This is a genomic window from Desulfoscipio gibsoniae DSM 7213 (assembly GCF_000233715.2).
Taxonomy (GTDB): Bacteria; Bacillota; Desulfotomaculia; order Desulfotomaculales; family Desulfallaceae; genus Sporotomaculum; species Sporotomaculum gibsoniae.
Genome location: NC_021184.1, coordinates 2184195 through 2206863, shown reverse-complemented (window position 1 = coordinate 2206863; position 22669 = coordinate 2184195). Strand labels below are relative to the sequence as shown.

Annotated in this window: 23 protein-coding genes; 19 read left to right on the top strand and 4 right to left on the bottom strand. The window is 47.3% G+C overall.

Going from position 1 to position 22669, the window contains the following annotated elements:
- Positions 1-10: 10 nt before the first annotated feature.
- Positions 11-259, bottom strand: coding sequence for a hypothetical protein (locus tag DESGI_RS10270; RefSeq protein WP_245561206.1), 249 nt, complete (start codon positions 257-259; stop codon positions 11-13).
- 55 nt (positions 260-314) lie between these two features.
- Entirely contained in the window at positions 315-710 is a 396-nt protein-coding gene (locus DESGI_RS10265) for a hypothetical protein (protein ID WP_006522016.1), read from the bottom strand.
- A 641-nt stretch (positions 711-1351) separates the two neighbouring features.
- On the opposite strand from DESGI_RS10265, the gene DESGI_RS10260 reads away from it, so the two are divergent.
- From DESGI_RS10260 to DESGI_RS10230, 8 genes are all read left to right on the top strand, one after another.
- Entirely contained in the window at positions 1352-1720 is a 369-nt protein-coding gene (locus DESGI_RS10260) for a GerW family sporulation protein (protein WP_006522015.1), read from the top strand.
- 59 nt (positions 1721-1779) lie between these two features.
- Entirely contained in the window at positions 1780-2343 is a 564-nt protein-coding gene (locus DESGI_RS10255; protein WP_006522014.1) for a 5' nucleotidase, NT5C type, read from the top strand.
- A gap of 96 nt (positions 2344-2439) precedes the next feature.
- A complete protein-coding gene (locus tag DESGI_RS10250; RefSeq protein WP_006522013.1) occupies positions 2440-2736 on the top strand; it encodes a hypothetical protein in 297 nt (98 codons plus the stop codon).
- 269 nt (positions 2737-3005) lie between these two features.
- Entirely contained in the window at positions 3006-3899 is an 894-nt protein-coding gene (locus DESGI_RS10245) for a DUF2889 domain-containing protein (RefSeq protein WP_006522012.1), read from the top strand.
- A 130-nt stretch (positions 3900-4029) separates the two neighbouring features.
- Positions 4030-4227 (top strand): hypothetical protein, encoded by a 198-nt coding sequence (locus DESGI_RS10240; protein WP_006522011.1) that lies wholly within the window; start codon positions 4030-4032, stop codon positions 4225-4227.
- A gap of 34 nt (positions 4228-4261) precedes the next feature.
- Complete coding sequence (locus tag DESGI_RS24540) at positions 4262-4399, top strand: hypothetical protein (protein WP_157872762.1); 138 nt, start codon at positions 4262-4264, stop codon at positions 4397-4399.
- Between the two features lie 118 nt (positions 4400-4517).
- Positions 4518-4925 carry a zinc ribbon domain-containing protein gene (locus DESGI_RS10235; protein WP_006522009.1) on the top strand — a complete coding sequence of 136 codons (408 nt, stop codon included), beginning with the start codon at positions 4518-4520 and terminating at the stop codon, positions 4923-4925.
- Positions 4926-5131: 206 nt separating this feature from the next.
- On the top strand, positions 5132-5368 hold the full coding sequence (locus DESGI_RS10230; protein WP_006522008.1) for a hypothetical protein: 237 nt from the start codon (positions 5132-5134) through the stop codon (positions 5366-5368).
- Between the two features lie 160 nt (positions 5369-5528).
- Here DESGI_RS10230 and DESGI_RS10225 read toward each other — a convergent pair whose 3' ends face one another.
- Positions 5529-5963, bottom strand: a complete 435-nt coding sequence (locus DESGI_RS10225) for a hypothetical protein (RefSeq protein WP_006522007.1) — start codon at positions 5961-5963, stop codon at positions 5529-5531.
- A gap of 136 nt (positions 5964-6099) precedes the next feature.
- Between DESGI_RS10225 and DESGI_RS10220 the strand changes: the two genes are divergently transcribed.
- Positions 6100-6849: an SIR2 family NAD-dependent protein deacylase gene (locus tag DESGI_RS10220; protein ID WP_006522006.1), complete on the top strand. Its 750-nt coding sequence runs from the start codon at positions 6100-6102 to the stop codon at positions 6847-6849.
- Between the two features lie 90 nt (positions 6850-6939).
- On the opposite strand, the gene DESGI_RS10215 is transcribed toward DESGI_RS10220, so the two are convergent.
- Positions 6940-7635, bottom strand: a complete 696-nt coding sequence (locus tag DESGI_RS10215) for an endonuclease/exonuclease/phosphatase family protein (protein WP_006522005.1) — start codon at positions 7633-7635, stop codon at positions 6940-6942.
- 146 nt (positions 7636-7781) lie between these two features.
- On the opposite strand from DESGI_RS10215, the gene tsaD reads away from it, so the two are divergent.
- The 10 genes from tsaD (at position 7782) to acs (ending at position 22576) form a co-directional block, all read left to right on the top strand.
- The gene (gene tsaD / locus DESGI_RS10210) at positions 7782-8804 is read left to right on the top strand and encodes a tRNA (adenosine(37)-N6)-threonylcarbamoyltransferase complex transferase subunit TsaD (protein ID WP_006522004.1); all 1023 of its coding nucleotides are present in this window, start codon (positions 7782-7784) and stop codon (positions 8802-8804) included.
- 459 nt (positions 8805-9263) lie between these two features.
- Positions 9264-9695: an ACT domain-containing protein gene (locus DESGI_RS10205; protein ID WP_006522003.1), complete on the top strand. Its 432-nt coding sequence runs from the start codon at positions 9264-9266 to the stop codon at positions 9693-9695.
- Positions 9696-10072: 377 nt separating this feature from the next.
- Positions 10073-10654, top strand: coding sequence for a 5-formyltetrahydrofolate cyclo-ligase (locus DESGI_RS10200; protein WP_006522002.1), 582 nt, complete (start codon positions 10073-10075; stop codon positions 10652-10654).
- 158 nt (positions 10655-10812) lie between these two features.
- Positions 10813-11298, top strand: a complete 486-nt coding sequence (gene nuoE, locus DESGI_RS10195; RefSeq protein WP_006522001.1) for an NADH-quinone oxidoreductase subunit NuoE — start codon at positions 10813-10815, stop codon at positions 11296-11298.
- Between the two features lie 16 nt (positions 11299-11314).
- Positions 11315-13267 carry an NADH-quinone oxidoreductase subunit NuoF gene (gene nuoF / locus DESGI_RS10190; RefSeq protein ID WP_006522000.1) on the top strand — a complete coding sequence of 651 codons (1953 nt, stop codon included), beginning with the start codon at positions 11315-11317 and terminating at the stop codon, positions 13265-13267.
- 198 nt (positions 13268-13465) lie between these two features.
- Positions 13466-14386, top strand: a complete 921-nt coding sequence (locus tag DESGI_RS10185) for an NADH-quinone oxidoreductase subunit G (RefSeq protein ID WP_006521999.1) — start codon at positions 13466-13468, stop codon at positions 14384-14386.
- 29 nt (positions 14387-14415) lie between these two features.
- Entirely contained in the window at positions 14416-17103 is a 2688-nt protein-coding gene (gene fdhF / locus DESGI_RS23795; protein WP_169406835.1) for a formate dehydrogenase subunit alpha, read from the top strand.
- A gap of 498 nt (positions 17104-17601) precedes the next feature.
- The gene (locus DESGI_RS10170; protein WP_006521995.1) at positions 17602-18072 is read left to right on the top strand and encodes a DVU0298 family protein; all 471 of its coding nucleotides are present in this window, start codon (positions 17602-17604) and stop codon (positions 18070-18072) included.
- Positions 18073-18221: 149 nt separating this feature from the next.
- On the top strand, positions 18222-19925 hold the full coding sequence (locus DESGI_RS10165) for a Na/Pi cotransporter family protein (protein WP_006521994.1): 1704 nt from the start codon (positions 18222-18224) through the stop codon (positions 19923-19925).
- Between the two features lie 623 nt (positions 19926-20548).
- Entirely contained in the window at positions 20549-22576 is a 2028-nt protein-coding gene (gene acs, locus DESGI_RS10160; protein WP_006521993.1) for an acetate--CoA ligase, read from the top strand.
- Positions 22577-22669: the final 93 nt, after the last annotated feature.

The window sequence follows — 22669 nt, the reverse complement described above, 5'->3', positions numbered from 1 at the left end:
TCCCTTTGCTTTACCCGTGTTGGCCCTTTGCACCGCTGCCTGGAGACTGTCTTAGTACAAACTCGATACCTTTATCTGGATCTGTCCAAAAGGAAGTGAGACGGTATCCCTGGTTAAGTAATCCACGGCATTCATGAACTGCCTGTTCAATATTATTTAAGAGTGCCTCGCCGGTAAAATCCCCTAAATCCGGCGTATTATCAACATATACTTTTGTGCCGGCCTGCCCGGCTCTTTGATCTGCTTGAATTATTCTCACTTCGGACAATGAACAGCTCTCCTTTCAAGTACTGAGTATGGTACTTAAATAACTGTTAGTGTTCAGCACCTACGGCAGGTTCCCATTTACCGAACACGTGCCCGCAGCGGCATCCGTATGTTACATAGTGGTAGCGCAGGTTTTCCTCGATGCTTAAAATGCGCACATTACTTTTGTATGTATAAATATGATCCCCACAGCCGGGACAGTTATCCCCATTGATGATATTTTTCGCTTTAATGAGGGACCATTTGGGCTCCCGGGTGGCATATACATAATAATCTGCAAAGCTAAACTTGGTAATATGGTAACGGTCCAGCACAGATCGAATGGTTTTGAGCATGATCTCCCGGGTTTTACCGGTCTGAGTAAATAAAAACGCATCAACGGCGGCCCTTATGACATGCTGGTCATCGGTGGTGGGAAATTCAAGTATGTTGGCTGTTTGCATGTTCTACCCTCCATAAAAATCTATTCTCTATTGTACATTATTAATTGACAATTTGGGTAGATTTGATACATAAAAATGCTTTGTTTCATACTTTAACCAACAGTTTGTAAAAAGTGTTATAATTGACTTAGAAGCGTGCGAATAAGTTAATGAAGCGGGTTTTAATAAGCCGAGCAAATCACGGGTATTGCTGCGAACACTATAATGGGGTATTCCCAATGTGGTGACAAAGGGCCGGCATATCGCGTACGGGGCGATAAACAGCGTGTTGAAACAGAGGAGACAGGGTGTGCTTTTAATCCCTGTGGCCGTTATTCATTGGTGTAACCACATCCTGAATGTTTGGAGTTATTTTGCAATTGGCCAAAATGCTGGTATACTACTCTAAAAACTATAATCCAGGAAACATTTAGGTATATTCTTCATGTACACTAAGATGAACTTTGTAACCAAATTAATACCTATACTTTAAGCTGAATACACTTCAAAGTATTGTTCAGCCGGAATTGCTCTTTCTTTCGTTTTACTTAAGTGGACAGATATACACTGAAAGGAGCGAAAACCTGGTCTGGAAAGGATGGCTGAATTGCATATATTCTGGTATTATTTCATGAATATTCTTTTAAACCAGGTAGTTAAATATGCTAAGTGATGGCAAACTGGCAGACATATTGTCCGGTTGGGGAAAAACTTCATTTGAACATATGGTGCTGGGTAAACCCGTAATAGTACAGGAAACCACACTGCTACCCGTTTTATCCATATCCGCAGCCTATGGTGGTACCACCTCACATCAGGGCGCAGGTGGTGGAGGAATCCGACTTGATCCGGTGGCAGTAGTAGCAGTAAAAAAGGATAATATCAGTGTATTTTCATTAAGACCTGCCCAGGCCATAAACCCCTTGGAAAACCTGGTCGCAGTCTTACCGGAAATACTATCCGCAGGGCAAGCAAACCATGAAGCCGGGGGTAGGGCAGCCAATGATCCGCGCTATCCACCGCAGCGATAGGATAACATAACTGCGTTTAATTTGAAATCTTACAATATCGCACCAAACGGAGGTTATAAATGCGTATCGGAATTGATATTGACGGCGTTATTGCCAATACCTTTCCTTTACTTGTGCGAGAGTTAAATAATTTCTTTAACAAGAATCTGAGCTATGATGAAATTATCGATTACGACATTGGTAAGGTATACAACATAGAAAGAGAGCAACTGGTGGAGTTTGCCCAACTTAAGCAGGACCTGCTCCTGGATGGCCCGGCCCCTGTACCTAATGCATTAGAGTGCATCAATAACCTGCGCTACAAAGCATTTGTGGCATTAATATCTGCCCGCATGGAAAAGTCACGCCAGCGCACCGAAAACTGGTTACAGCGGCACGGCTTCTACTGGGATGAGTTAATTTTACTGGGCAACCACGACAAAGCCGAAACATGCGTAAAATTGGAATTAGATTTTTTCATTGAAGATAGACTAGATAACGCCCTGCAGGTAGGCGCCCGGGGTATACCTGTATTACTGCTGGACGCACCCTATAACCGGGCACCTTTGCCAAGTCCGGCACGGCGCGTTCATTCCTGGTCACAGATTTGTAAAATTATTACATCAGCCATGCATCGAAAATAGGGTAAACTTGCCGGCACAAAGCCGCAAAAAAAGGTTTAAAACCAAATACTGGCAGCAAGTACTCAAGTGTCTTTTAAAAAATGGGGAGGAATAATAATGACCAGCATGTTAAGTCTGGAAAATCTGCGCCTTGAAAAGATTCTGCGCGAGCTTTATACAGCCCAAAAATGCACCTTTTTTATGGAAGACGCGATGGGTAAAATCATGGACCAGTTTTCCCTTTCGGAACAGCAGGCTATAGAGTTGGCTAAAATGCTAATGGATAAGCAACTTATATCAACTAACGCTTTTTTACCGGCAACATTTCTGCGTCCCCGGTATATTCGCTGTTTTCCCATTGTTCTCACCGCTAAAGCTATATCTATGGTTAATAAGAAAACTGTAAGTCAGTAATCAAGGATATTTAAACAATTCAATCACAGGCAGCTCACGCCAATAAGAACATACTGTCTGTTACAGGTTTTTATAAAAATTAACATACTACCCAGCACTTCGCCATGCGAGGTGTTTTTTTTCACCTGCAACACCAGGCCAATTATATTATGGCTGCAATGACCCGCTAACCGGAATTGCATTGCTCATAATTAAATAAGGTTAAATTTTTAATTTTAGAACCAACAAAACCTTCATTTTCCGGTATAATAGGTCAAAGGAGTGAAGCCATGATTAATGTTCTCCAACGCCATTGGGTTACCACTGTGCACTTCGACTCGTCCACCCCGGACGGTGCGACTGCTGCATACCATGCGGACTTTACTGGCAGCGCAGAGCACCAGCAAACGGCCGGGCAAATACAAGCACAAACGGTGTATTGCGGTACCGACTGCGAAGTTGGTACCCGGTTGTGGGTGGACCCAATAAGCTTCAAAATTAAAGAAGCCATTTGGGAAAATTATTCCCCTCCTGTGGCCATCACCGATGTTCCCGGGATGCGTGGCTTAGAGGCTTATTTCAACTGCGGACCGGCAATTAAAGCGCTGGCCGATTTGGGGTCTTTTGCCCGCGCGCTGTTTGCCGAGACAATACGTGGCATTATACAGGCGGAAACATTTTTATTCACAGAACGGGGTTTTACTTCAGCTGCTGAGTACAGCAAACACTGGGAAAAGTTTTATATCAATTCTTGTCGTTATTTTAGCAACCTTGAAAAAGTGAGTAAAAGCTGGGATGAATATGTTTATTACATGCGCACCGGTAACCTGTTTAATCGTTTTAAAGCACAGTCCGTTTATGCTGTTTCAGGTGGCGGTTACCATGTTGTTGCCACTTTTAGCGATTCTTTTCATGAACTAAGCGTAATATTGGATATGGATAACAATTTGGTGATTACTGGTGTTTTAGGCACATTACTGCGGGCACCGGACGAAATTTGCCGGGAAGCCACTATCTTTTTACAGCATCTGCAGGGTCATGATGCTAGTAATCTGGGCAAAAAACAAGTTGCCGCTCTTTTGGGCAAAGGTGATGGCTGTGTACACATCATCGACACGGTTTGTGACGCGCTGATGGCTGTTAATATGGCGGCCCAGCGGCATGCAGGTGCAGCAGCCATATAACGATCGTATACCAGCAAGCTTAAGCATAAACAAATAAATGCTGGTTTAATCAAGGAATTATTTAACAAATTTTTTTTGGTTTAAAATATCACCATTGAGGTAAAATAAGGTAAATTGAGGTGATGATAAAATGAACAATAAAAGGATGGATTACCGGGTAAACTTTCGTGATAAAGATCAAATTATCAGCATTGAAATAACTTGCTGTGAAAAACATATTGGCGAGATTCGTTACAAAGATGGGGAAGCAAAACAATGTCCATATTGCGGGGCCATGCATACCGTAAGAATACAGCATAATCACTTTCACCTGACCCGCAGTGAATAAATCATATTGTTTCACAAGGGGGGACATGGGCAAAGTGGCACAAACCGATAATAAAAAGACCGGGTTGGCTGAGCCTGGCCAGTTTTACAAACCATACCGGATTAAGCCGGCAGAGGTTTATGTAGAACCTAATCCCAATGTGTGTGATCCCAAAGAAAAATCCACAAAGTGAGCGGCGGTCGCCGCTCTTTTTTTATTAACTGAAATATTACCAATACTAATTAAAAATGAAAAGGATTACCTGCGAGTACGCAGAATATAAAAAGTAAAAATAATGCGGAGGTGATCCCATGAGTTTTATACAAAAAATGGCTGATGGTGCTAAACAGTTGGGCAGCCGGGCCAAAGATTTTAGCGGCATGGCTGGGGACAAAGCCAGAGATATTACCAAAAAATCATCTGATCTGATTGAAGTCACCAAAATGAAGCACGAAATGAAAAAGTTGGAAAGAGAATTGGAAAATAATCTGGCCGGGATCGGTGCACTGTATTATCAGCAGCAGTCAGGGCAGGATGATGTAAAGGAAGAATTGGACAGACTGCTGGATGCCACAAAGGAACTGGAAAAAGAAATTGATGAACTGGAGAAACAAATAAACGCGTTACAGCCCGAAGAGCCTGTTTGTACGGATTGTGGCAAAGAGTTGCCAACAGGAGGCAAGTACTGCAGTTACTGCGGCAAGCGGGTAGTGGAATAATATTAGCGAAAAATAATCTGAATTATTTTTATTACTTAATACCGTATTAATATTATGTGTTCAATTATTAGGGCCTTAGATCAACAGCAGGTTCGATAAAAATTGGCCGGGTTCATATGCATACATGGAACCAATCTTAATATTTTTGCTGGTTCGCGTCCTTAAAAATGCACATGATTAGCGTATTGAAAGAGAGGTGGTAACAAATGGAGCAGGATAAGGAATTATCATTGGAATTTTCTGAGCACACTCAGGCCATGATAGATGAATTAAGTCGTAAAACCGGTCAACCCCAGGAGGTAGTAGTGGAAACCATCATCTACGACCATTTGATGCATCAGGTTCAGTTTATTGAAAAACAAGCTGCCGAATCCGGCAGAACCGTACAGGAAATATTGAACCAGCGTTTTGTCGAACTTCTCGAGTTTATGCTTAAACGATAAGCCGGCAAATATCCGGTTTAAAATGCTTATATTGGCACCCCGGCCGGCATTCCGCACCGAGGTGCGATTTTCTAACACATGACAAATTTAATTTACGGACACAAAAATACCGGTGCACAAGAGCAGTATTTTACTCTCGTAGCACCGGTTTGATTTTGTGCTATGCAGTTTTACCACTGTCCATCATCTTAAGCATATCCCTAACTACATCGGTATTGGTACCAGTATATACAGCCTTAACCGGCCCATATTTTTTTTGTTTAGCTTCATTTTTTGAAACCACCCGCAAACCGGGTACATCCATACCCCGGGCTATACGGTTAGCACCTGAATATAAGAAAAATGTGCGGGGGGGATCAGCGTTTTTAGTGATATGCAGTATTTTTTTATCACCAAGCATATAAATTACCGCATAATTATCCTCCATTTTCTTCAGCCTGGTTTCACCCTGGGCCACCATATCATCAATAACAGCAACTATAGTTAAAAAGGCATTGGTATTGCGCGTAGTGTCAGCTGCTGTTTCTTTAGCTTGTTTTTCAGGCTTTTGAGCCAGCCCAACCCGGCTTAATAGATTATTAATAATTCCAGCCATGCTGTTTTTTTTCCTCCTTTTGCAAATATAATTACATTTTTCAACAAGAACAATACTATATCCTGCCCGTAAAAGATTGACAGCAAAAAATGTTTTCAAGATAATTAAGGTATTGAGGCAGAATGGGGGTATAAAATTGTCATATAATCAAAAAATCAAGGAAATAGTCCGCTTGGTCAGGGAATCTAAGAAAACTCTGGCTCTTACAGGAGCGGGCATTAGTACCGAAAGCGGTATACCCGACTACCGCAGCCCGGGCACCGGTCTTTGGGAAAAGCACGACCCGGCCAAGACGGCTAGTCTTTCAGCCCTGCGCAAAGACCCCGCCCGTTTTTACAGCGTCAACCTGAATCGCTGGATCGCCTTTAACCATGCCAAACCCAATGCCGCCCATTATGCACTGACCCAGCTGGAGAAAATGGGGCTATTGACGGGGGTAATCACTCAGAATATTGACAGCCTGCACGTGAGGTCAGGAGCTGCCCGGGTATGGGAAGTACACGGCCACCTGCGCACCTGCCACTGCATGGAATGCCGGGAATCATACAGCTTTGATTATCTTGTGCAAAACTTTAAAAGCGGTGACAACCCACCTCGCTGCGCTAAATGCAAGGGCGTTTTGCGACCTGATGTGGTATTGTTTGAAGACCGTATGAATGAAGATTTTTACCAGGCTACCCAGGTGATTTCGGGCTGCCAGCTCATGCTGGTGGCAGGCAGCAGCCTCACTGTATATCCCGTGGCCGGTTTGCCGGGTGTGGCCAAACAAATTGTCATTATCAACCGCACCCCCACCCCCTATGACGAAGAAGCGGCGGTGGTTGTTCATGAGAATACCGGCCAGGCTTTCCAGGATATTATGGCCGAAATGAGCAAAGGATTCTAAAAGCCAAGTACCTCTACTGCACAAAGCCCATGCAAATAAACCGGCCATGCGCTATTTGGCATTACTGATCCTATAGCATAGCAGGCCTCTCTACTCAGCCCGGGCCAGCTCCACTTTAGCCAACAGCGGTAAATGGTCCGAGGCTAGACTGCTATATACCTTGGTTTCGGTCAAAGTCCAGTGGTGAGAATGAAAAATATAATCAATTTTATATTTCGGGTAATCGGACGGAAAAGTCAACCCGGCTCCAGTCAAATCACCTGCCTGTAATAAGTTTTGTATGCGTTTGATTTCTTCACTATATGGTTTGGCGTTAAAATCGCCGGTTAAAAGCAGCGGGCTGGATACGCCGTGAACTATTTGCATAATTTTTTCCACCTGCTGCATTCGTTCTTGATGATTTAACCCCAGGTGAGTGGTAAAAAAAACCGTGGACTGCCCGGCGAGCTTGATTTCCACCCGGAGCAACCCCCTTTGTTCGCCATAGCTGGGCAGCGGGTAGTTATGCCAGCATAGAATAGGATAGCGCGAAAGTACGGCATTGCCGAACCGGGCTATACAGCCCCAGGTGACATTGGGTCCGTAAACATAATACATACCCAGCATATTGCTCAGCCTGGCTGCCTGGTGGGCAAAGGCGCTGCGGGGATTACAATAATCCACTTCCTGTAAGCCTATTATGTCTGCCCGGGTACCAGCGATGGTCGAGGCCACTGCATCTAAAGAAACCCTGTTGTTGATACCGCGACAGTTTCTAATATTATAAGAAAGCACGCTTATCTTCATATACACACCTTTTAGGACTTTTAAATTAATATTATGCAGGCTATAAATAAACAACACTGGTGTTAAAATAGTTTTACTACTATACATTGTAACTATATTTGGCGCATATGCCACTTAATGGTACCACAAAGGAGAAATAGTAACAGATGAGTTTGATCATATTAAGCGTGGAAACATCTTGCGATGAAACATCCGCTGCCGTGCTGGTGGACGGCACCATCGTTAAGTCCAATATCATATCTTCACAAGTGGACGTGCACCGCAAATTTGGAGGTGTGGTGCCCGAGGTGGCCTCTCGCAAGCACCTGGAGCTGATCAACCACGTAATCCGGGAAGCACTGGACGAAGCCGGCATTGATTTTGACGAGCTGGACGCAGTGGCCGTTACCTACGGTCCCGGTCTTGTAGGGGCGCTGCTGGTAGGTGTTGCTGCCGCTAAAGCAATTGCATTTGGACTTGATATACCTTTAATTGGCGTCAACCATCTAGAGGGGCACGTAAGCGCTAATTTTTTAGTGGAACCCAAACCGAATTTCCCTGTTATTTGCCTGGTAGTGTCGGGAGGACATACCGATCTTGTGCTGATTTCCGGTTTTGGCCAGTACGATCTTTTAGGTGCCACCCGGGACGACGCAGCAGGGGAAGCATTTGATAAAGTAGCCCGGGTGCTGGGTCTAGGTTACCCGGGTGGGCCGCTAATTGACAAGCTGGCAGCGTCCGGCGATGATACTGCCATTCCCCTGCCCAGAGCTTACCTTGCCGGAGACAGCTTGGATTTTAGTTTCAGCGGTCTTAAAACAGCGGTGATTAACCATCTGCACAGGGCAAGCCAAAAGGGTTTTCATGTAAATAAAGCCAATGTGGCGGCCAGTTTTCGGCGGGCCGCTGTGGATGTGCTGGTGGACAAAACTTTACTGGCGGCCCGGCAGCACAATACAGGCACTATTATGCTGGCGGGCGGGGTGGCAGCCAACCAGCTATTAAGAGAAGAAATGACCCGACGGGCACATCAGGAAGCCCGTCGGCTGATTTATCCACCGCCGGTTTTATGTACCGATAACGCAGCTATGATTGGCTGTGCTGCCTATTATAAATATTTGCGCGGTGATTTCGCCCCTTTGACCTTAAATGCAGTACCCAATTTACCGCTGGGCCAGGATCGGTATTAAAAGATACACCTATCCACAAAAAAATCCACAACCTATTAACATAGCTGTGTTTACAGAAAATTATCACTGGTGGCAGCAACCCACCAAACCCTTGTTATTACAGGTTATCAATTTATCCGCATTTAAATATTTTGCTGCTTGATAGTTTAATTGAAATACTCCCAAAAAGTTATTCCTGTGGATAATGTGGATAAGTCTGTTAATAACTTGGCAGCAAGGAGTTTTGCCTGTGGGTGAACAAGCACCGATCCTAATGATAGAATTTAACAATTGGCTATTTTATTGAGCTGCCAGGTAACATAATTTCGCTGTGCACTGTACATAGGATATTTTACGGGCTTGTGGAAAAAGCTTTTTTTTAACAACAAGTTGTGCTATGCTTTTATAATCAGGTGGCGAAAGTAGAAAATTATACCGCAACAGGTGTTAAACAATAAAAATCCTTGAGGGGGCGGATTTATGAAAGTAAAACAAATATCTGTTTTTTTGGAGAATAAGTACGGGCGTCTGGCTCAAGTAACCAGGGTGCTAGGTGGCAACGACATAAACATCAGAGCTCTGTCCATCGCCGATACCACTGATTTTGGCATACTGCGATTAATTGTCAGTAATCCCGACGAGGCCTACCGGGTGCTTAAAGAGTCCGGTTTTACCGTAAGCACTACTGATGTCATTGCGGTGGAAATAAAAGACGAACCCGGCGGGCTGGCCGGCGTGCTGGAGATACTACAACAGGAAAATATTAACATCGAATACCTGTACGCATTTTTGCAAAAAGCCACTAATGCCGCACTGGTGGTATTCAGGGTGGAACAGCTAAGCGAAGCCGTCGAAGTACTGCAGAAGAACAATGTCAGCATATTGACTGAAAGCCAGGTATACAGTTTGTAAAAGGGGTCAGGCTTAAAATTAATAAAACTAAACGTGAGTCAGATACCTCATGTCTTTGTGCAAAGTATTGGTACATTATTCAAATCCTCCCGTAACACAGGAGGATTTATTTTTTGTTCGGCGAAATACTGCATACAAATGGTATTTTGAGTGTCGCAAACAAGCATCTTGTATTTTTTTTGTCACTATTAAAAGATTGGCTTTCCCAGAGCAGTGCACTTATTGCGTACAGTCCCAAACCGGCCAAGCTTAACATATAATAGCACAGCATCATCACGCCGGTGTCTTTAAGCGCCCTTTCAGGGAAACCTGGTAGAACCTGAACTAATAAACGCAATGAAAAATTAATAACAGTATGATTTTTTGGAGGAATTACCGTGTCCAAAAACGAATTAAGAAAGAATGTGATTGCCGGACGCAACGCCATGCCTCTGCATCAAATAGAAGCAACAAGCGCTGCCATTGCTGATAAAGTTCTGGCTTTGCCCGAGTATATTCGGGCTACCACGGTGATGGCATATGTCGACTTTCGCAACGAGGTGCAGACCGCATTTATTAACAAAAGCATACTGCAGCAAGGTAAGCGGCTGGTGGTGCCCATTACAGACGTGGCTAATAAAAAGCTGATACCGTCACAGGTGATTCATTTCCCAAATGACCTGACCCCGGGCACCTGGGGTATTTTAGAACCCAAGCCCGAGTGTGTGCGACCCGTGGAACCAGGAGAAATCGATCTGGTTATCATACCTGGAGTGGCTTTCGACACCGCGGGCAACCGGTTGGGATATGGAGGAGGCTTTTACGACCGTTTTCTACTTCGCATCAGGAAAGACGCAACTCTAGTTTCTCTGGCTTTTGAACTGCAGGTCAGACCTAATGTTTATCCCGGCGAGTACGATGTACCCATACACATACTGATAACTGAAGACAGAGTATTGGATTTTCGCCCAAAATGCTAGATAATTCTTGCATTATCAATTTTCAGTCAAATGTGCGGTGCCAACATATGGGCATAGTTTCGCTAAATATTTAGGAAGCATTACCAATAAATACCCGGCCGAAAATTAACCGTCCGGGCTAATGTAATGTTGTGCATTAATGAGAGGAGGGAAATAATTTGGCAGCTTGTAAATGCGAACAGAGCCAGGAGTCTCAGTACCAACAATTGCAAGAGGTTTTCGACAAGTACCGGAATTTTAAGGGAGCTTTGATTCCCCTGCTGCAGGAAGCCCAGGAAATTTTCGGTTACCTGCCCGGCGATGTAATGAAAAAAATCTCCCAAGAAATTGGTGTACCCTTCAGCAAAACCTTCGGGGTGGCCACCTTTTATTCCCAGTTTCACCTGAAACCCAGGGGACGCAACATTATCCGCATGTGCCAGGGTACAGCCTGCCACGTACGGGGTGCCGCCAAAGTATTTGACGCTGTATCCACCGATTTGGGCGTAGGCCGCAATGAAAGCACCGAGGATCTGCGCTATACGCTGGAAACCGTGGCTTGCCTGGGTGCCTGCGGGCTTGCCCCAGTGATGATGGTCAATGACGACACCCACGGCCGTTTAACACCGGACAAAGCCGTAGCCATAGTTAAAAAATACGAGTAGGAAGGAGGCCTGGCAATTGAACAATCTATTGGACAAGTGCTGTGACAAATGCACCCACGAACCACAAAATCCCTGCCGGGACTTCATCAAGTGCATCAAAGAAGGCCCTATCTGCCATGACGACGCAGCCTGCCGGCAAAAACGGCAGGAGTTACTGGCTAATATACACCTTCCGGTAGGTTCTGATAAGAAAAACATACTTATTTGTGCCGGTACAGGCTGCACCTCCTCCGGTTCTAAAAAACTGGTGGATGTTTTAAAGGAAGAACTGCAGAAGCATAACCTCACTGACAAAGTGAAGATCACCATCACAGGCTGCCATGGTTTTTGCGAGCAAGGCCCGTTAATGATTGTGGAACCCGACAAGACTTTTTACGTACGGGTACAAGATACCGATGTGCCTGAAATAGTGGAGCAAAACCTGGTGGGCGGCCAGGTGGTGGAGCGGTTGCTCTACAAAGACCACACCACCGGCGAGCTGTCCAAAACTTATAATGACGTGCCCTTTTACGCTAAACAACAGCGCCTCGTGCTACACAATTGCGGTCATATCAACCCCGAGGATGTAGGCGAATACATTGCCAATGACGGCTATGCAGGTTTTGTGAAGGCACTGTTTGAAATGACTCCAGAAGAAGTCATTGAGGATGTGAAAAAGTCGGGCCTGCGCGGCCGCGGCGGTGCCGGATTCCCCACCGGCATGAAGTGGGGCTTTGTACGCCAGGCACAGGGCGATAAGAAGTACGTTGTCTGTAACGCTGACGAAGGCGACCCGGGTGCCTTTATGGACCGCAGCGTGCTGGAGGGCGACCCCCACGCCGTACTGGAAGGCATGATGATTTGCGGTTACGCGGTAGGTGCCGATGAGGGCTATATTTACGTGCGGGCCGAGTATCCCCTGGCTATTGAGCGTTTGAAAATCGCCATTGCCCAGGCCGAACAATACGGCATACTGGGTGATAACATATTGAATTCTGGATTTAACTTCCATATTAAAATTAAAGCCGGTGCCGGTGCGTTTGTATGCGGGGAGGAGACCGCGCTGCTCACCTCCATCGAAGGCAACCGCGGCATGCCCAGGGTAAGGCCGCCCTTTCCGGCTCAAAGCGGTCTATGGGGCAAACCCACCAACCTGAATAACGTGGAAACCTATGCCAACGTGCCCTATATACTGCGCAACGGCGGTGAAAACTACGCCAAGCTGGGCACTGAAAAGAGCAAGGGCACCAAGATTTTCGCATTGACCGGTAAAGTGAACAACACCGGCCTGGTGGAAGTACCCATGGGGATGACCTTAAGGGACATTATCTTCACCATTGGCGGCGGCATTCAAAACGGCAAAAAATTTAAAGCCGTGCAGATAGGCGGACCTTCCGGTGGCTGTATCCCCGAAGAAAACCTGGACCTGCCAGTGGACTATGATTCCCTCACCGCTGCCGGGGCTATGATGGGTTCCGGGGGCTTGGTGGTAATGGATGAAACCACCTGTATGGTGGACGTGGCCAAGTTCTTCCTTACCTTTACCCAGTCCGAGTCCTGCGGTAAGTGTACTCCCTGCCGGGAAGGCACCAAGCGCATGCTGGAAATTCTGACCCGTATCTGCGATGGCGAAGGTAAAATGGAGGATTTGGATACCCTGGAACGCCTTGGCCGAGTGGTTAAAAATACTGCTTTGTGCGGGCTGGGCCAGACCTGCCCCAACCCCATTTTATCCACCATGCGTTACTTCAAGGACGAGTACATTGCTCATATTCAGGACAAGCGCTGTCCCGCCGGGGCCTGCAGTGCCCTATTGGTATTCAAAATTGACCCCGAAAAATGTAAAGGCTGCGGCAAGTGCGCCAAGAACTGCCCGGCCGGGGCCATTACAGGCGAGAAGAAAGAGCCTCACGTTATCGATGCCACCAAGTGCATCAAGTGCGGTTCTTGTCTGCTGGGCTGTAAATTTGATGCAATTTATAAAGCGTAAGCTTGCAGCCGGTGTGGGTTTAGTCGTACAACTAACGAGTTAACTGGTGGTTATCTTATAATTTTTCGGTTCATTTAGACATTTGCGCTTAATTGATCCGATTAACACGACAGTTACCCACCGATAATCCAACTGCCTGTTTTCATGCGTTATAGTAGCCTTAGAACCTACTCTTTCGCAAAAAGGAGGGAAAAGAGAATGTCCTACGTATCCCTGACCATCAACGGTATTAACATAAAAGTATCCAAAGGCACCACTGTGCTGGACGCGGCCCGGCAGGCAGGCATATTTATACCCACGCTGTGTCATGATCCCGCCATACCGCGCTTTGGTGCCTGCCGCATCTGCGTGGTAGAAATACCGGGCATGCGCAACCTGCCCGCATCCTGCGTCACTGAGTGCACCGAGGGCATGCAGGTATTTACTGAATCGCCTGCAGTAGTAGAAGCCCGTAAAACCATACTGGAACTGCTGCTGGCCAACCACCCGCAGGACTGCCTGACCTGTGATCGCAACGGCGACTGCCGGCTGCAGGACTACGCATTCCGCTATGGCGTTAAGGAGTCCGGGTTCACAGGTGAGCGCAAAGACTACCCGCTGGACGATTCCAACCCATATATCATTCGGGATGCCAATAAATGCATACTGTGCGGCCGGTGCGTGCGTACCTGCAACGCCATAGCCGAGCGCAGCGTTATTGATTTCGGATACCGGGGTTTTGGCACCAAAATCGTTACCGCCATGGACACCCCCCTGGGCGAATCCGACTGCGTATATTGTGGCCGCTGCGTCACGGTGTGCCCCGTAGGCGCACTCACATGGAAGCCGCTGGCCGGTAAAGGGCGGACCTGGGAAATGTCCCGTCAGGAGGTCACCTGCACTTTTTGTGACAGTGGCTGCACATTCGAGGTGCTCAGCAAAAATGGCCAAAACATCGGTGTGGTGCCCAAAGAGCCTGGCAGCGGCCGTCCCCTGTGCCTAAAAGGGCGTTTGGGACTGGAGCTGAAATACCTGGATGAACCGGCAGCCCCGCAGCTTAAAAAGGATGGCGAGTTTGTGGAAGTGTCCTGGGCCGAGGCCCTGGGCTTAGAAGATATATTATCTAAATTGACTAAGTGATAACACTGGGGAAGGAGGGATACTTGACGGTGGCGGAAGTTACATTAACAATTAACGGCATATCCGTAACCGTTCCCAAAGGGACCACCGTGCTGGAGGCCGCCCGCCAGGCAGGGGTGTTTATACCCACCTTTTGCCACGACCCGGAGCTTACCAAGTTTGGTGCCTGCCGGATGTGCGTGGTTGAAATACCTGGCATGCGTAATTTACCTGCCTCCTGTGTCACCGAGGCCACGGATGGCATGGTGGTACACGCTGATTCACCTGCGGTACAGGAAGCCAGGAAAGTCATACTTGAACTAATGCTGGCCAACCACCCGATGGACTGCCTCACCTGCGGCAAAAACGGGGACTGCCGGCTGCAGGATTACGCCTATATGTACGGCGTAAAAACTGAGCCCTTTGAAGGTGAAAAGCACAGCTATCCACTGGAGGACGATAACCCCTTCATCGTAAGGGATATGAATAAATGTATATTGTGCGGCAAATGTGTGCGTGCCTGCGCCGAAATTCAGGGCAAGAGCATCGTAGACTTTGCCTACCGGGGATTTGACGCCAAAATCACCCCTGCTATGGACGTGCCCCTTTCGGCATCTGAATGCGTTTTTTGCGGCAACTGCGTAGCGGTATGTCCGGTGGGTGCACTGCAGGAAAAAGGACTGCGTGCCGCGGCCCGAACCTGGGAAGTGCAAAAGGTTAAAACCACCTGCCCGTACTGTGGTACAGGCTGCAGTTTTGAACTTAACGTCAAGGACAATAAAGTAGTGGGGGTCACCTCCTGCGACGGCGATGTCAATGGCCGGGCACTGTGCGTCAAGGGCCGCTTCGGCTATGGGTTTATTCATCACCCCGACCGCCTGACCACACCGCTCATTAAAAAGGACGGCGTATTTGTGGAAGCCTCCTGGGATGAGGCCATTGGCTTGGTGGCCGCTAAACTGGGACAGGTAAAGGAGCAGCACGGTAGCGAATCGCTGGCGGTGCTCAGCTCGGCCAGGTGTACCAATGAAGAGAACTATCTGCTGCAGAAATTCACCCGCGCGGTACTCGGTACCAACAGTATCGACCACTGCGCCCGTCTCTGACACGCTCCCACCGTCGCCGGTCTGGCGAATGCATTTGGGAGCGGGGCAATGACCAACAGTATTGATGAAATAGCCGGGGCTGACTTTATTCTGGCCATCGGCACTAATACCACGGAATCGCACCCCATTATCAGCCTGAAAGCCAAAAAGGCGAAACGCTGCGGTGCAACCCTGGTGGTGGCGGACCCGCGGCGCACCGAGATGGCAGAGCTGGCCAACGTGCACATGCAGCTAAAGTCGGGCTCCGATATAGCACTGCTCAATGCTCTGGCCAATGTCATTATTGCTGAGGAGTTATGGAATAAAGATTTCGTGGCCAATCGAACCGAAGACTTCGAAGCCCTTAAAGATACTGTGGTTAAGTACACCCCGGAATATGCCGAGCAAATTACGGGTATTGCTGCGGACACTATACGGGAAGTAGCCCGGGGCTATGCCCGGGCGCAAAATGCCACCATATTATATACAATGGGTATCACCCAGCACATTTGTGGCACCCACAACGTATTTGCCGTGGCCAACCTGGCCATGCTGTGTGGACATATCGGCAAAGAAAGCAGCGGCGTCAACCCACTGCGAGGCCAAAACAACGTGCAGGGGGCCTGCGACATGGGCGCCTTGCCCAACGTATTCACGGGCTATCAGGCTGTGACAGTGGATAACAACCGGGCCAAGTTCGCTAAAGCCTGGAATGTGACGGAACTACCCGCCCAGCCCGGCTTGACCGTGGGAGATATGCTGGACAAAGCCGGAACGGGTGAAGTAAAAGCCATGTACATCATGGGCGAAAACCCTGTGCTGTCCGATCCCGACAGCGACCACGTAGCCCACGCCCTGGGCAAGCTGGACTTTTTGGTGGTGCAGGATATCTTCCTCACTGAAACGGCAGCCCTGGCCGATGTGGTACTGCCCGCAGCCAGCTATGCCGAAAAAGACGGCACCTTCAGCAATACCGAGCGCCGGGTACAGCGGGTGCGCAAGGCCATCGACCCGGTGTACAACGCCCGGGCGGACTGGCAGATTATCTGTGCCGTGGCCACGGCTATGGGCTATCCCATGCAGTATCCCACTACCTCGGACATATTTGATGAAATAGCTTCCCTGACCCCGTCCTATGCAGGCATATCCTATGCCCGGTTGGAGCAGGGCGGCATCCAGTGGCCCTGTCCCAACGCCGAGCACCCGGGTACAAAATACCTGCACAAGGACAAGTTTTCCCGGGGTCTGGGTAAATTTAACCCGGTGGAATATATTCCACCGGCGGAAATGCCTGATACCGACTACCCGCTGGTGCTGAGCACCGGGCGGCGGCATTTCCACTACCACACAGGCACCATGACCCAGCGTACCGGCGCACTGGAAGTGCACTACGGTACTGAATACCTGGAAATTAACCAGGCAGACGCCGCCGCCCTGGGCATAGTTGACGGAGATAAAGTACGGGTAACCTCTCGCCGCGGCCAGGTGGAAGTAGCGGTACGCGTCACAGATGTGGTGCCCCAGGGGCTGGTATTTACATCTTTCCACTTCCCGGCGGTGGCTATCAACAAGCTTACCAACCCGGCAAAAGACCCTGTGGCCAAGATACCGGAACTGAAGGTATGCGCTGTGAAAGTGGAAAAGGCGGTTTAATTGATCTTCAAAAAATGCACAAATACTTGCGTATCTTTGCCAAAGATGGAATGAGCAGTTGTGCAATTACACAATAAAAATAATAAACAGGCTAGAGGCTATAGCTTCTGGCCTGTTTATTATTTTTATACCTAAATGGTAAATATGAATTACTTAAAAAAAATAATCAGTTAAGAAGAATTACCATCTAAAATTTTTTTTAAAGACTAGTGATTCAGCTTGCAAGCGTAGTTAATCAATAGTAAACTTTTTTTATTAACAAATGTAAGCGCCTATGGAAACTATTAGGTAATACTTGGTTATTCAATTAAAAATAAAGGAGGCGGACCAAACTATTGAGCCAGTTGTTTGATCATATGGCCACCCGTAAAATAACCTATGACCGGCAAAGAAGCAAGAGGGGCAAGGAGAAGGGAAGCAAGGGGACGGCTCTTCTGCTTCCAGAACGGAAGCAAGGAGAACCGTCCCCTTGCTTCCGACAAAAGGGAGGCAGTTAAGATGAATTATTCAGCCATAAAAAGAAATGTTAAACAGGCATTGCTAGATGGGAACTATAGACAGTTGATCAACCTGGGTGAACAGAATCCAGGCCGGGTAACCAGCGCTCTTTTTTCTTTTCTATACAGCCTGGATGGACAACTGCGCCAGCGGGCGGTGGAGGGGTTGGGATTGCTGACAGACAGCATCGCCCATAAAAACCCCGAGCGGGCCAGGATTATCATGCGGCGCATTTTTTGGGAACTAAATGATGAATCGGGCGGATCCCTTTGGGTCGCTCCCGAAGCTGCCGGGGAGTTAATTTACCATCAGCCAGAACTTTTCCGGGACTATGTGTCCATATTGGCCTCCTTCATGGACGACCCGATTTTGAAACCAGGGGTTATACGGGCACTCAGGCGTATCAATGGGGCACATCCTGATCTGATAAAGTCTGAGGTGCCGAGCATAAATTCCATTATTGGCACTTGATTGGCTAAACGAACTGCCATATAATTATCAGATAACTATTGCATAAACAATGTGAAACATGGTACAATTTCCTTAATATAAAATTAATATATTATTAACATTTTCTTAACTATACATTATTATTTAAAGCCTGGGGGGAGGTTTTGAGAATGGAACTTTGGCAATCAGTGCTGGTGGGATTGCTGGGTGGCATGGGGCTATTGCTATATGGTATGTTCATTATGAGTGAAGGGTTGCAGAAAATTGCCGGACACAGGCTCAGGAGCATCCTTAGCACCCTCACCCACAACCGCTTCACTGCGCTTATTGTAGGAGCCCTAGTGACCATGCTTTTTCAAAGCAGCACTGCCACCACCGTAATTCTTGTTGGCCTGACCAGCGCTTCCATAATGTCCTTAAAACAAACCCTGGGGGTAATTCTGGGGTCTGATATCGGAACCACCATCACCGCCCAGCTGATCGCCCTTAAAGTTACCGAAATTTCGTTACCCATTGTGGGTATTGGTGCCACCATTATATTTTTCTCCAAAAGGGATAAATACAAGCGGGTGGGGCAGGTGCTTTTAGGATTCGGCTTGCTGTTTTTGGGTTTAAAAATGATGGCCGATACTATGCAGCCGCTTAAAGACGAGCCCATATTCCGCCAAATGCTGATGAGCGCCAGCGATTATCCCCTGCTGGCCATTGCAGCCGGCGCTGTATTTACGTTTTTAGTACACAGCAGTGCCGCATCTGTGGGTATCATCATGATTATGGCCATGCAGGACCTGGTATCCCTCCACTCAGCCATTTACCTTTTGTTCGGGGCCAATATAGGCACCTCGTTCACTGCAGTGCTGTCCGGCCTGGGCTCTTCCAGGGAGGCCCAGCGGGTAGCCACGGCTCACCTGCTGTTTAAGATAGTTGGAGTGCTGATACTGCTGCCTTTTGTCAACCCCTATGCTTATTTGATGACTAAACTAACAGCGGCACCGGGCTACCAGGTAGCTAACGCACATACTTTTTTCAATATAGGTATAGCTATTGTATTTTTACCTTTTATTAATCAATTTGTAAAGTTACTGGAAATGATTGTTCCAGAACGTAAATTACCCCAGGAAAAGCAGCTTAAACCTAAATACCTGGACGATAAATTAATTAACACACCGTCAATTGCTCTGGGGCTGGCATCCAAGGAAATAAACCACGCTGCCGATCAGGTATTTGATATGATACAATCGATCATTAAGATTTTTGAAAAAAGCGATATTGGGTTGCTGGACAAAATCAATAAAACAGAGGATTACCTTGATATATTGTGTAAGTCCGTAACCAATTATTTGACCAGCGTTATGCGCCAGCCATTGTCACGTAAGGAATTTTTCCGCAGCATGAGCCATATGCATATTACTAACGATTTAGAACACATTGGGGATATTATCGAAAAGGATATTACCTATATAGCCAGCTGTAAGATAACTCAGCAGTGTCAGTTTTCCGAGGAAGGGTGGGAGGAAATTAAAGATATGCACCAGCGCCTCGGGGATTTAATGCGTATGGCCAATATAGCCCTGGCTTCCAACGATGCCGAGCTGGCCAACGAGGTTATCACCGGATACCCCGAGCTGGCCCGTATGGAAAGACGCCTGAGAGCACAGCACTTTAACCGGCTTAAGGATGGCACAGCTCTTTCCATTTCTACCAGCTCGCTGCACCTGGATTTAATTAACTCTTTTTTGCGTATCAGCGAACACATACGCAATATCTGTCATGAAATCATTACCCAGGGCGATGATAGCGACATAATCAACAGCCATCATACAAATGACAAGACCATGTCCTGCGATGACTTTACTATGGCGGTTAACAATTAAAAAGACCGGTTCCACCAACAGGAACCGGTTCTTTTTATTACGCGTACAAAATGCAGCGGCCATTTGCATGTATTACTCACAGTTCAACAACCCGCTTATCCAATCACATTAGCAAAATAAAACTTTAAACGTCAGCCCCGTCCATCCTCTTCGCCGTATACTGCTAAAACCGCGCTGGACGGACATATCCCGTCTTAAACGGTAACCTATTGCCAGCAAACCATTCAACACTTAAATAAAACCGTTTGCCTGAATATTCTTAATTTTTTTACAAATAGGCATTATTATATATTTCATAAGGTAAAATCTAAACCAACCACATTGCTTGATCACAACGTTTTCGTATTAACTTTAATTCATTGAAACTTTAACTGTTAAATCTTTCAAAGGGGGTGCTTAGTTGATCTAAAATTAACTCGGAAAACTCACTTTTATCACAAATATATGCAAGCAATTTTTGTTAAATATATAGTGGTTATGTATTTTAATGGGTTAATAAAAAGAAGTATATTCAACAATTACCAGGTTTTTAATATTAACGGTCTTATTGATCATTTATTCATAAAGTAAATCCTTAGGTGCTAATTACAAATAATTATTTATAAATAGAGGAGGTTGGTATCATGACCCAAACCGGTAATGATAGTGGAGCCCACTATGCTGTACACTGGCAAGAAGAAGAGTATATTCAACCACCGGCTAGTTTTATCGGTCAAGCCAATATGACTGATCCGGGGGTATTTGAGCGTTTCAGCCTGGATAACTTCCCCGAGTGCTTTAAAGAATTTGCTGATTTGCTGGATTGGGACCAATACTGGCATACTACGTTGGACACCAGCGATGCACCGTGCTGGAAGTGGTTCGTAGGCGGCAAGCTAAATGCCAGCTATAACTGTGTGGACAGACACCTGGCCAAGTATAAAAATAAAACTGCCATCCACTATGTGCCGGAGCCAGAGGATGAGCCCATTGTGCACATGACCTACCAGGAATTATACCGCAGGGTTAATGAAACCGCCGCTGTACTTAGGGACTTCTGTGGGCTGAAAGCAGGCGACCGGGTGACACTGCACCTTCCTATGACCCCGGAATTGCCCATCACCATGCTGGCCTGTGCCCGGTTGGGGATTATCCATTCCCAGGTGTTTGCGGGTTTCAGCGGCCAGGCCTGCGGTGAAAGAATTTGGGACTCTGAGAGCCGCATACTGATTACCATGGACGGCTACTACCGCAACGGCAAATTGCTTGACCACAAGGCCATCGGTGATCTTGCAGTGGAGGTGGCTAAAAAAGAAGGCCAGGAAGTTGACAAGGTATTGATCTGGCAGCGCTATCCCGGCAAAATTTCATCCAAGACACCCATGGTCGAAGGCCGGGACTATTTTATGAACGATCTGCTAAAACAGTATGCCGGGATTAAGGTAGAGCCGGTTTCCATGCCGGCCGAGGGTATTTTATTCCTGATGTACACCAGTGGCTCAACTGGCCGTCCCAAAGGTGTACAGCACAGCATCGGAGGTTACCTGGCCTATGTGGCCTGGATGTCCAAAGTTATCCAGGATATTCACCCCGAGGATGTATACTGGTGCATGGCAGACATCGGTTGGATCACTGGCCACTCTTTTATCGTCTATGGTCCACTGGCCGTGGCCGCCAGCACTGTTATTTACGAAGGGTTGCCCACTTACCCGGACGCCGGGCGGGTTTGGAGAATTGCTGAAGAACTGGACGTTAATATATTCCATACCTCCCCCACGGCCATCCGCGGCCTCAGAAAGGCGGGACCGGATGAACCGGCCAAGTATAACTATAATTTCAAGCATATGACCACCGTAGGTGAGCCTATAGAGCCCGAGGTTTGGAGATGGTATTACAACGTGGTGGGCAAAGGCCGGGCAGCTATCGTGGATACATGGTGGCAGACTGAAACCGGCGGCTTTTTGTGCAGCACTGTACCTGGCCTCAGCCCCATGAAACCAGGCAGTGCCGGACCGGGTGTACCTGGCATTCACCCGGTGATCTTTGATAATGAGGGGAACGAAATTCCTGCCGGTGCAGGCAAGGCAGGCAACATCTGTATAAGTAATCCTTGGCCCGGGCTAATGCAAACCATTTGGAAAGACCGTGAGCGCTATGTTTCCACATACTTCCGGAAATATTGTAAAGATGAAAACAGCAAAGACTGGCGAGATTGGCCATATATGGCGGGCGACGCCGCCGTGGTTTCCAGTGACGGTTATGTAAGGATACTGGGTCGGGTGGACGATGTCATAAACGTAGCCGGACACCGGCTGGGCACCAAAGAAATTGAGTCCGCCGCTCTTACGGTTGAGGATGTCGCTGAAGCAGCAGTTATCGCTGCCAAGGATGAAATTAAAGGCACTGTGCCCGACCTGTATGTGTCTTTGAAGCCCGGTTATACAGCCAGCAATGAACTTGCCGCCAGGATTTCCAACGCAGTGTCCACAGTGGTGGGCAAGATCGCACGGCCGCGTGCTGTGCATATTGTGCCCGATATGCCCAAGACTCGCTCCGGTAAAATTATGCGCCGTATTTTGGCCTCGATATCCAACAAAGGCGATGTGGGAGATGTCACTTCCCTGGCTAACCCGGAAGTAGTTGAGGAAATCCGCAAGCAAGTAAAGGAATAATTTCCTTAATCTTGCAAACAGCAACAAAAGAGAAAGGCAGGCACCTGAAAAAGGTGCCTGCCTTTTGGTGCGAAGCAACAACATGCCTGGCAA

Coding starts and splice junctions, on each gene's coding strand:
- DESGI_RS10265 (WP_006522016.1), bottom strand. CDS start 710: ATGCAAACAGCCAACATACTTGAATTTCCCACCACCGATGACCAGCAT.
- DESGI_RS10260 (WP_006522015.1), top strand. CDS start 1,352: ATGCTAAGTGATGGCAAACTGGCAGACATATTGTCCGGTTGGGGAAAA.
- DESGI_RS10255 (WP_006522014.1), top strand. CDS start 1,780: ATGCGTATCGGAATTGATATTGACGGCGTTATTGCCAATACCTTTCCT.
- DESGI_RS10250 (WP_006522013.1), top strand. CDS start 2,440: ATGACCAGCATGTTAAGTCTGGAAAATCTGCGCCTTGAAAAGATTCTG.
- DESGI_RS10245 (WP_006522012.1), top strand. CDS start 3,006: ATGATTAATGTTCTCCAACGCCATTGGGTTACCACTGTGCACTTCGAC.
- DESGI_RS10240 (WP_006522011.1), top strand. CDS start 4,030: ATGAACAATAAAAGGATGGATTACCGGGTAAACTTTCGTGATAAAGAT.
- DESGI_RS10235 (WP_006522009.1), top strand. CDS start 4,518: ATGAGTTTTATACAAAAAATGGCTGATGGTGCTAAACAGTTGGGCAGC.
- DESGI_RS10230 (WP_006522008.1), top strand. CDS start 5,132: ATGGAGCAGGATAAGGAATTATCATTGGAATTTTCTGAGCACACTCAG.
- DESGI_RS10225 (WP_006522007.1), bottom strand. CDS start 5,963: ATGGCTGGAATTATTAATAATCTATTAAGCCGGGTTGGGCTGGCTCAA.
- DESGI_RS10215 (WP_006522005.1), bottom strand. CDS start 7,635: ATGAAGATAAGCGTGCTTTCTTATAATATTAGAAACTGTCGCGGTATC.
- tsaD (WP_006522004.1), top strand. CDS start 7,782: ATGAGTTTGATCATATTAAGCGTGGAAACATCTTGCGATGAAACATCC.
- DESGI_RS10205 (WP_006522003.1), top strand. CDS start 9,264: ATGAAAGTAAAACAAATATCTGTTTTTTTGGAGAATAAGTACGGGCGT.
- DESGI_RS10185 (WP_006521999.1), top strand. CDS start 13,466: ATGTCCTACGTATCCCTGACCATCAACGGTATTAACATAAAAGTATCC.
- DESGI_RS10170 (WP_006521995.1), top strand. CDS start 17,602: ATGAATTATTCAGCCATAAAAAGAAATGTTAAACAGGCATTGCTAGAT.
- DESGI_RS10165 (WP_006521994.1), top strand. CDS start 18,222: ATGGAACTTTGGCAATCAGTGCTGGTGGGATTGCTGGGTGGCATGGGG.
- acs (WP_006521993.1), top strand. CDS start 20,549: ATGACCCAAACCGGTAATGATAGTGGAGCCCACTATGCTGTACACTGG.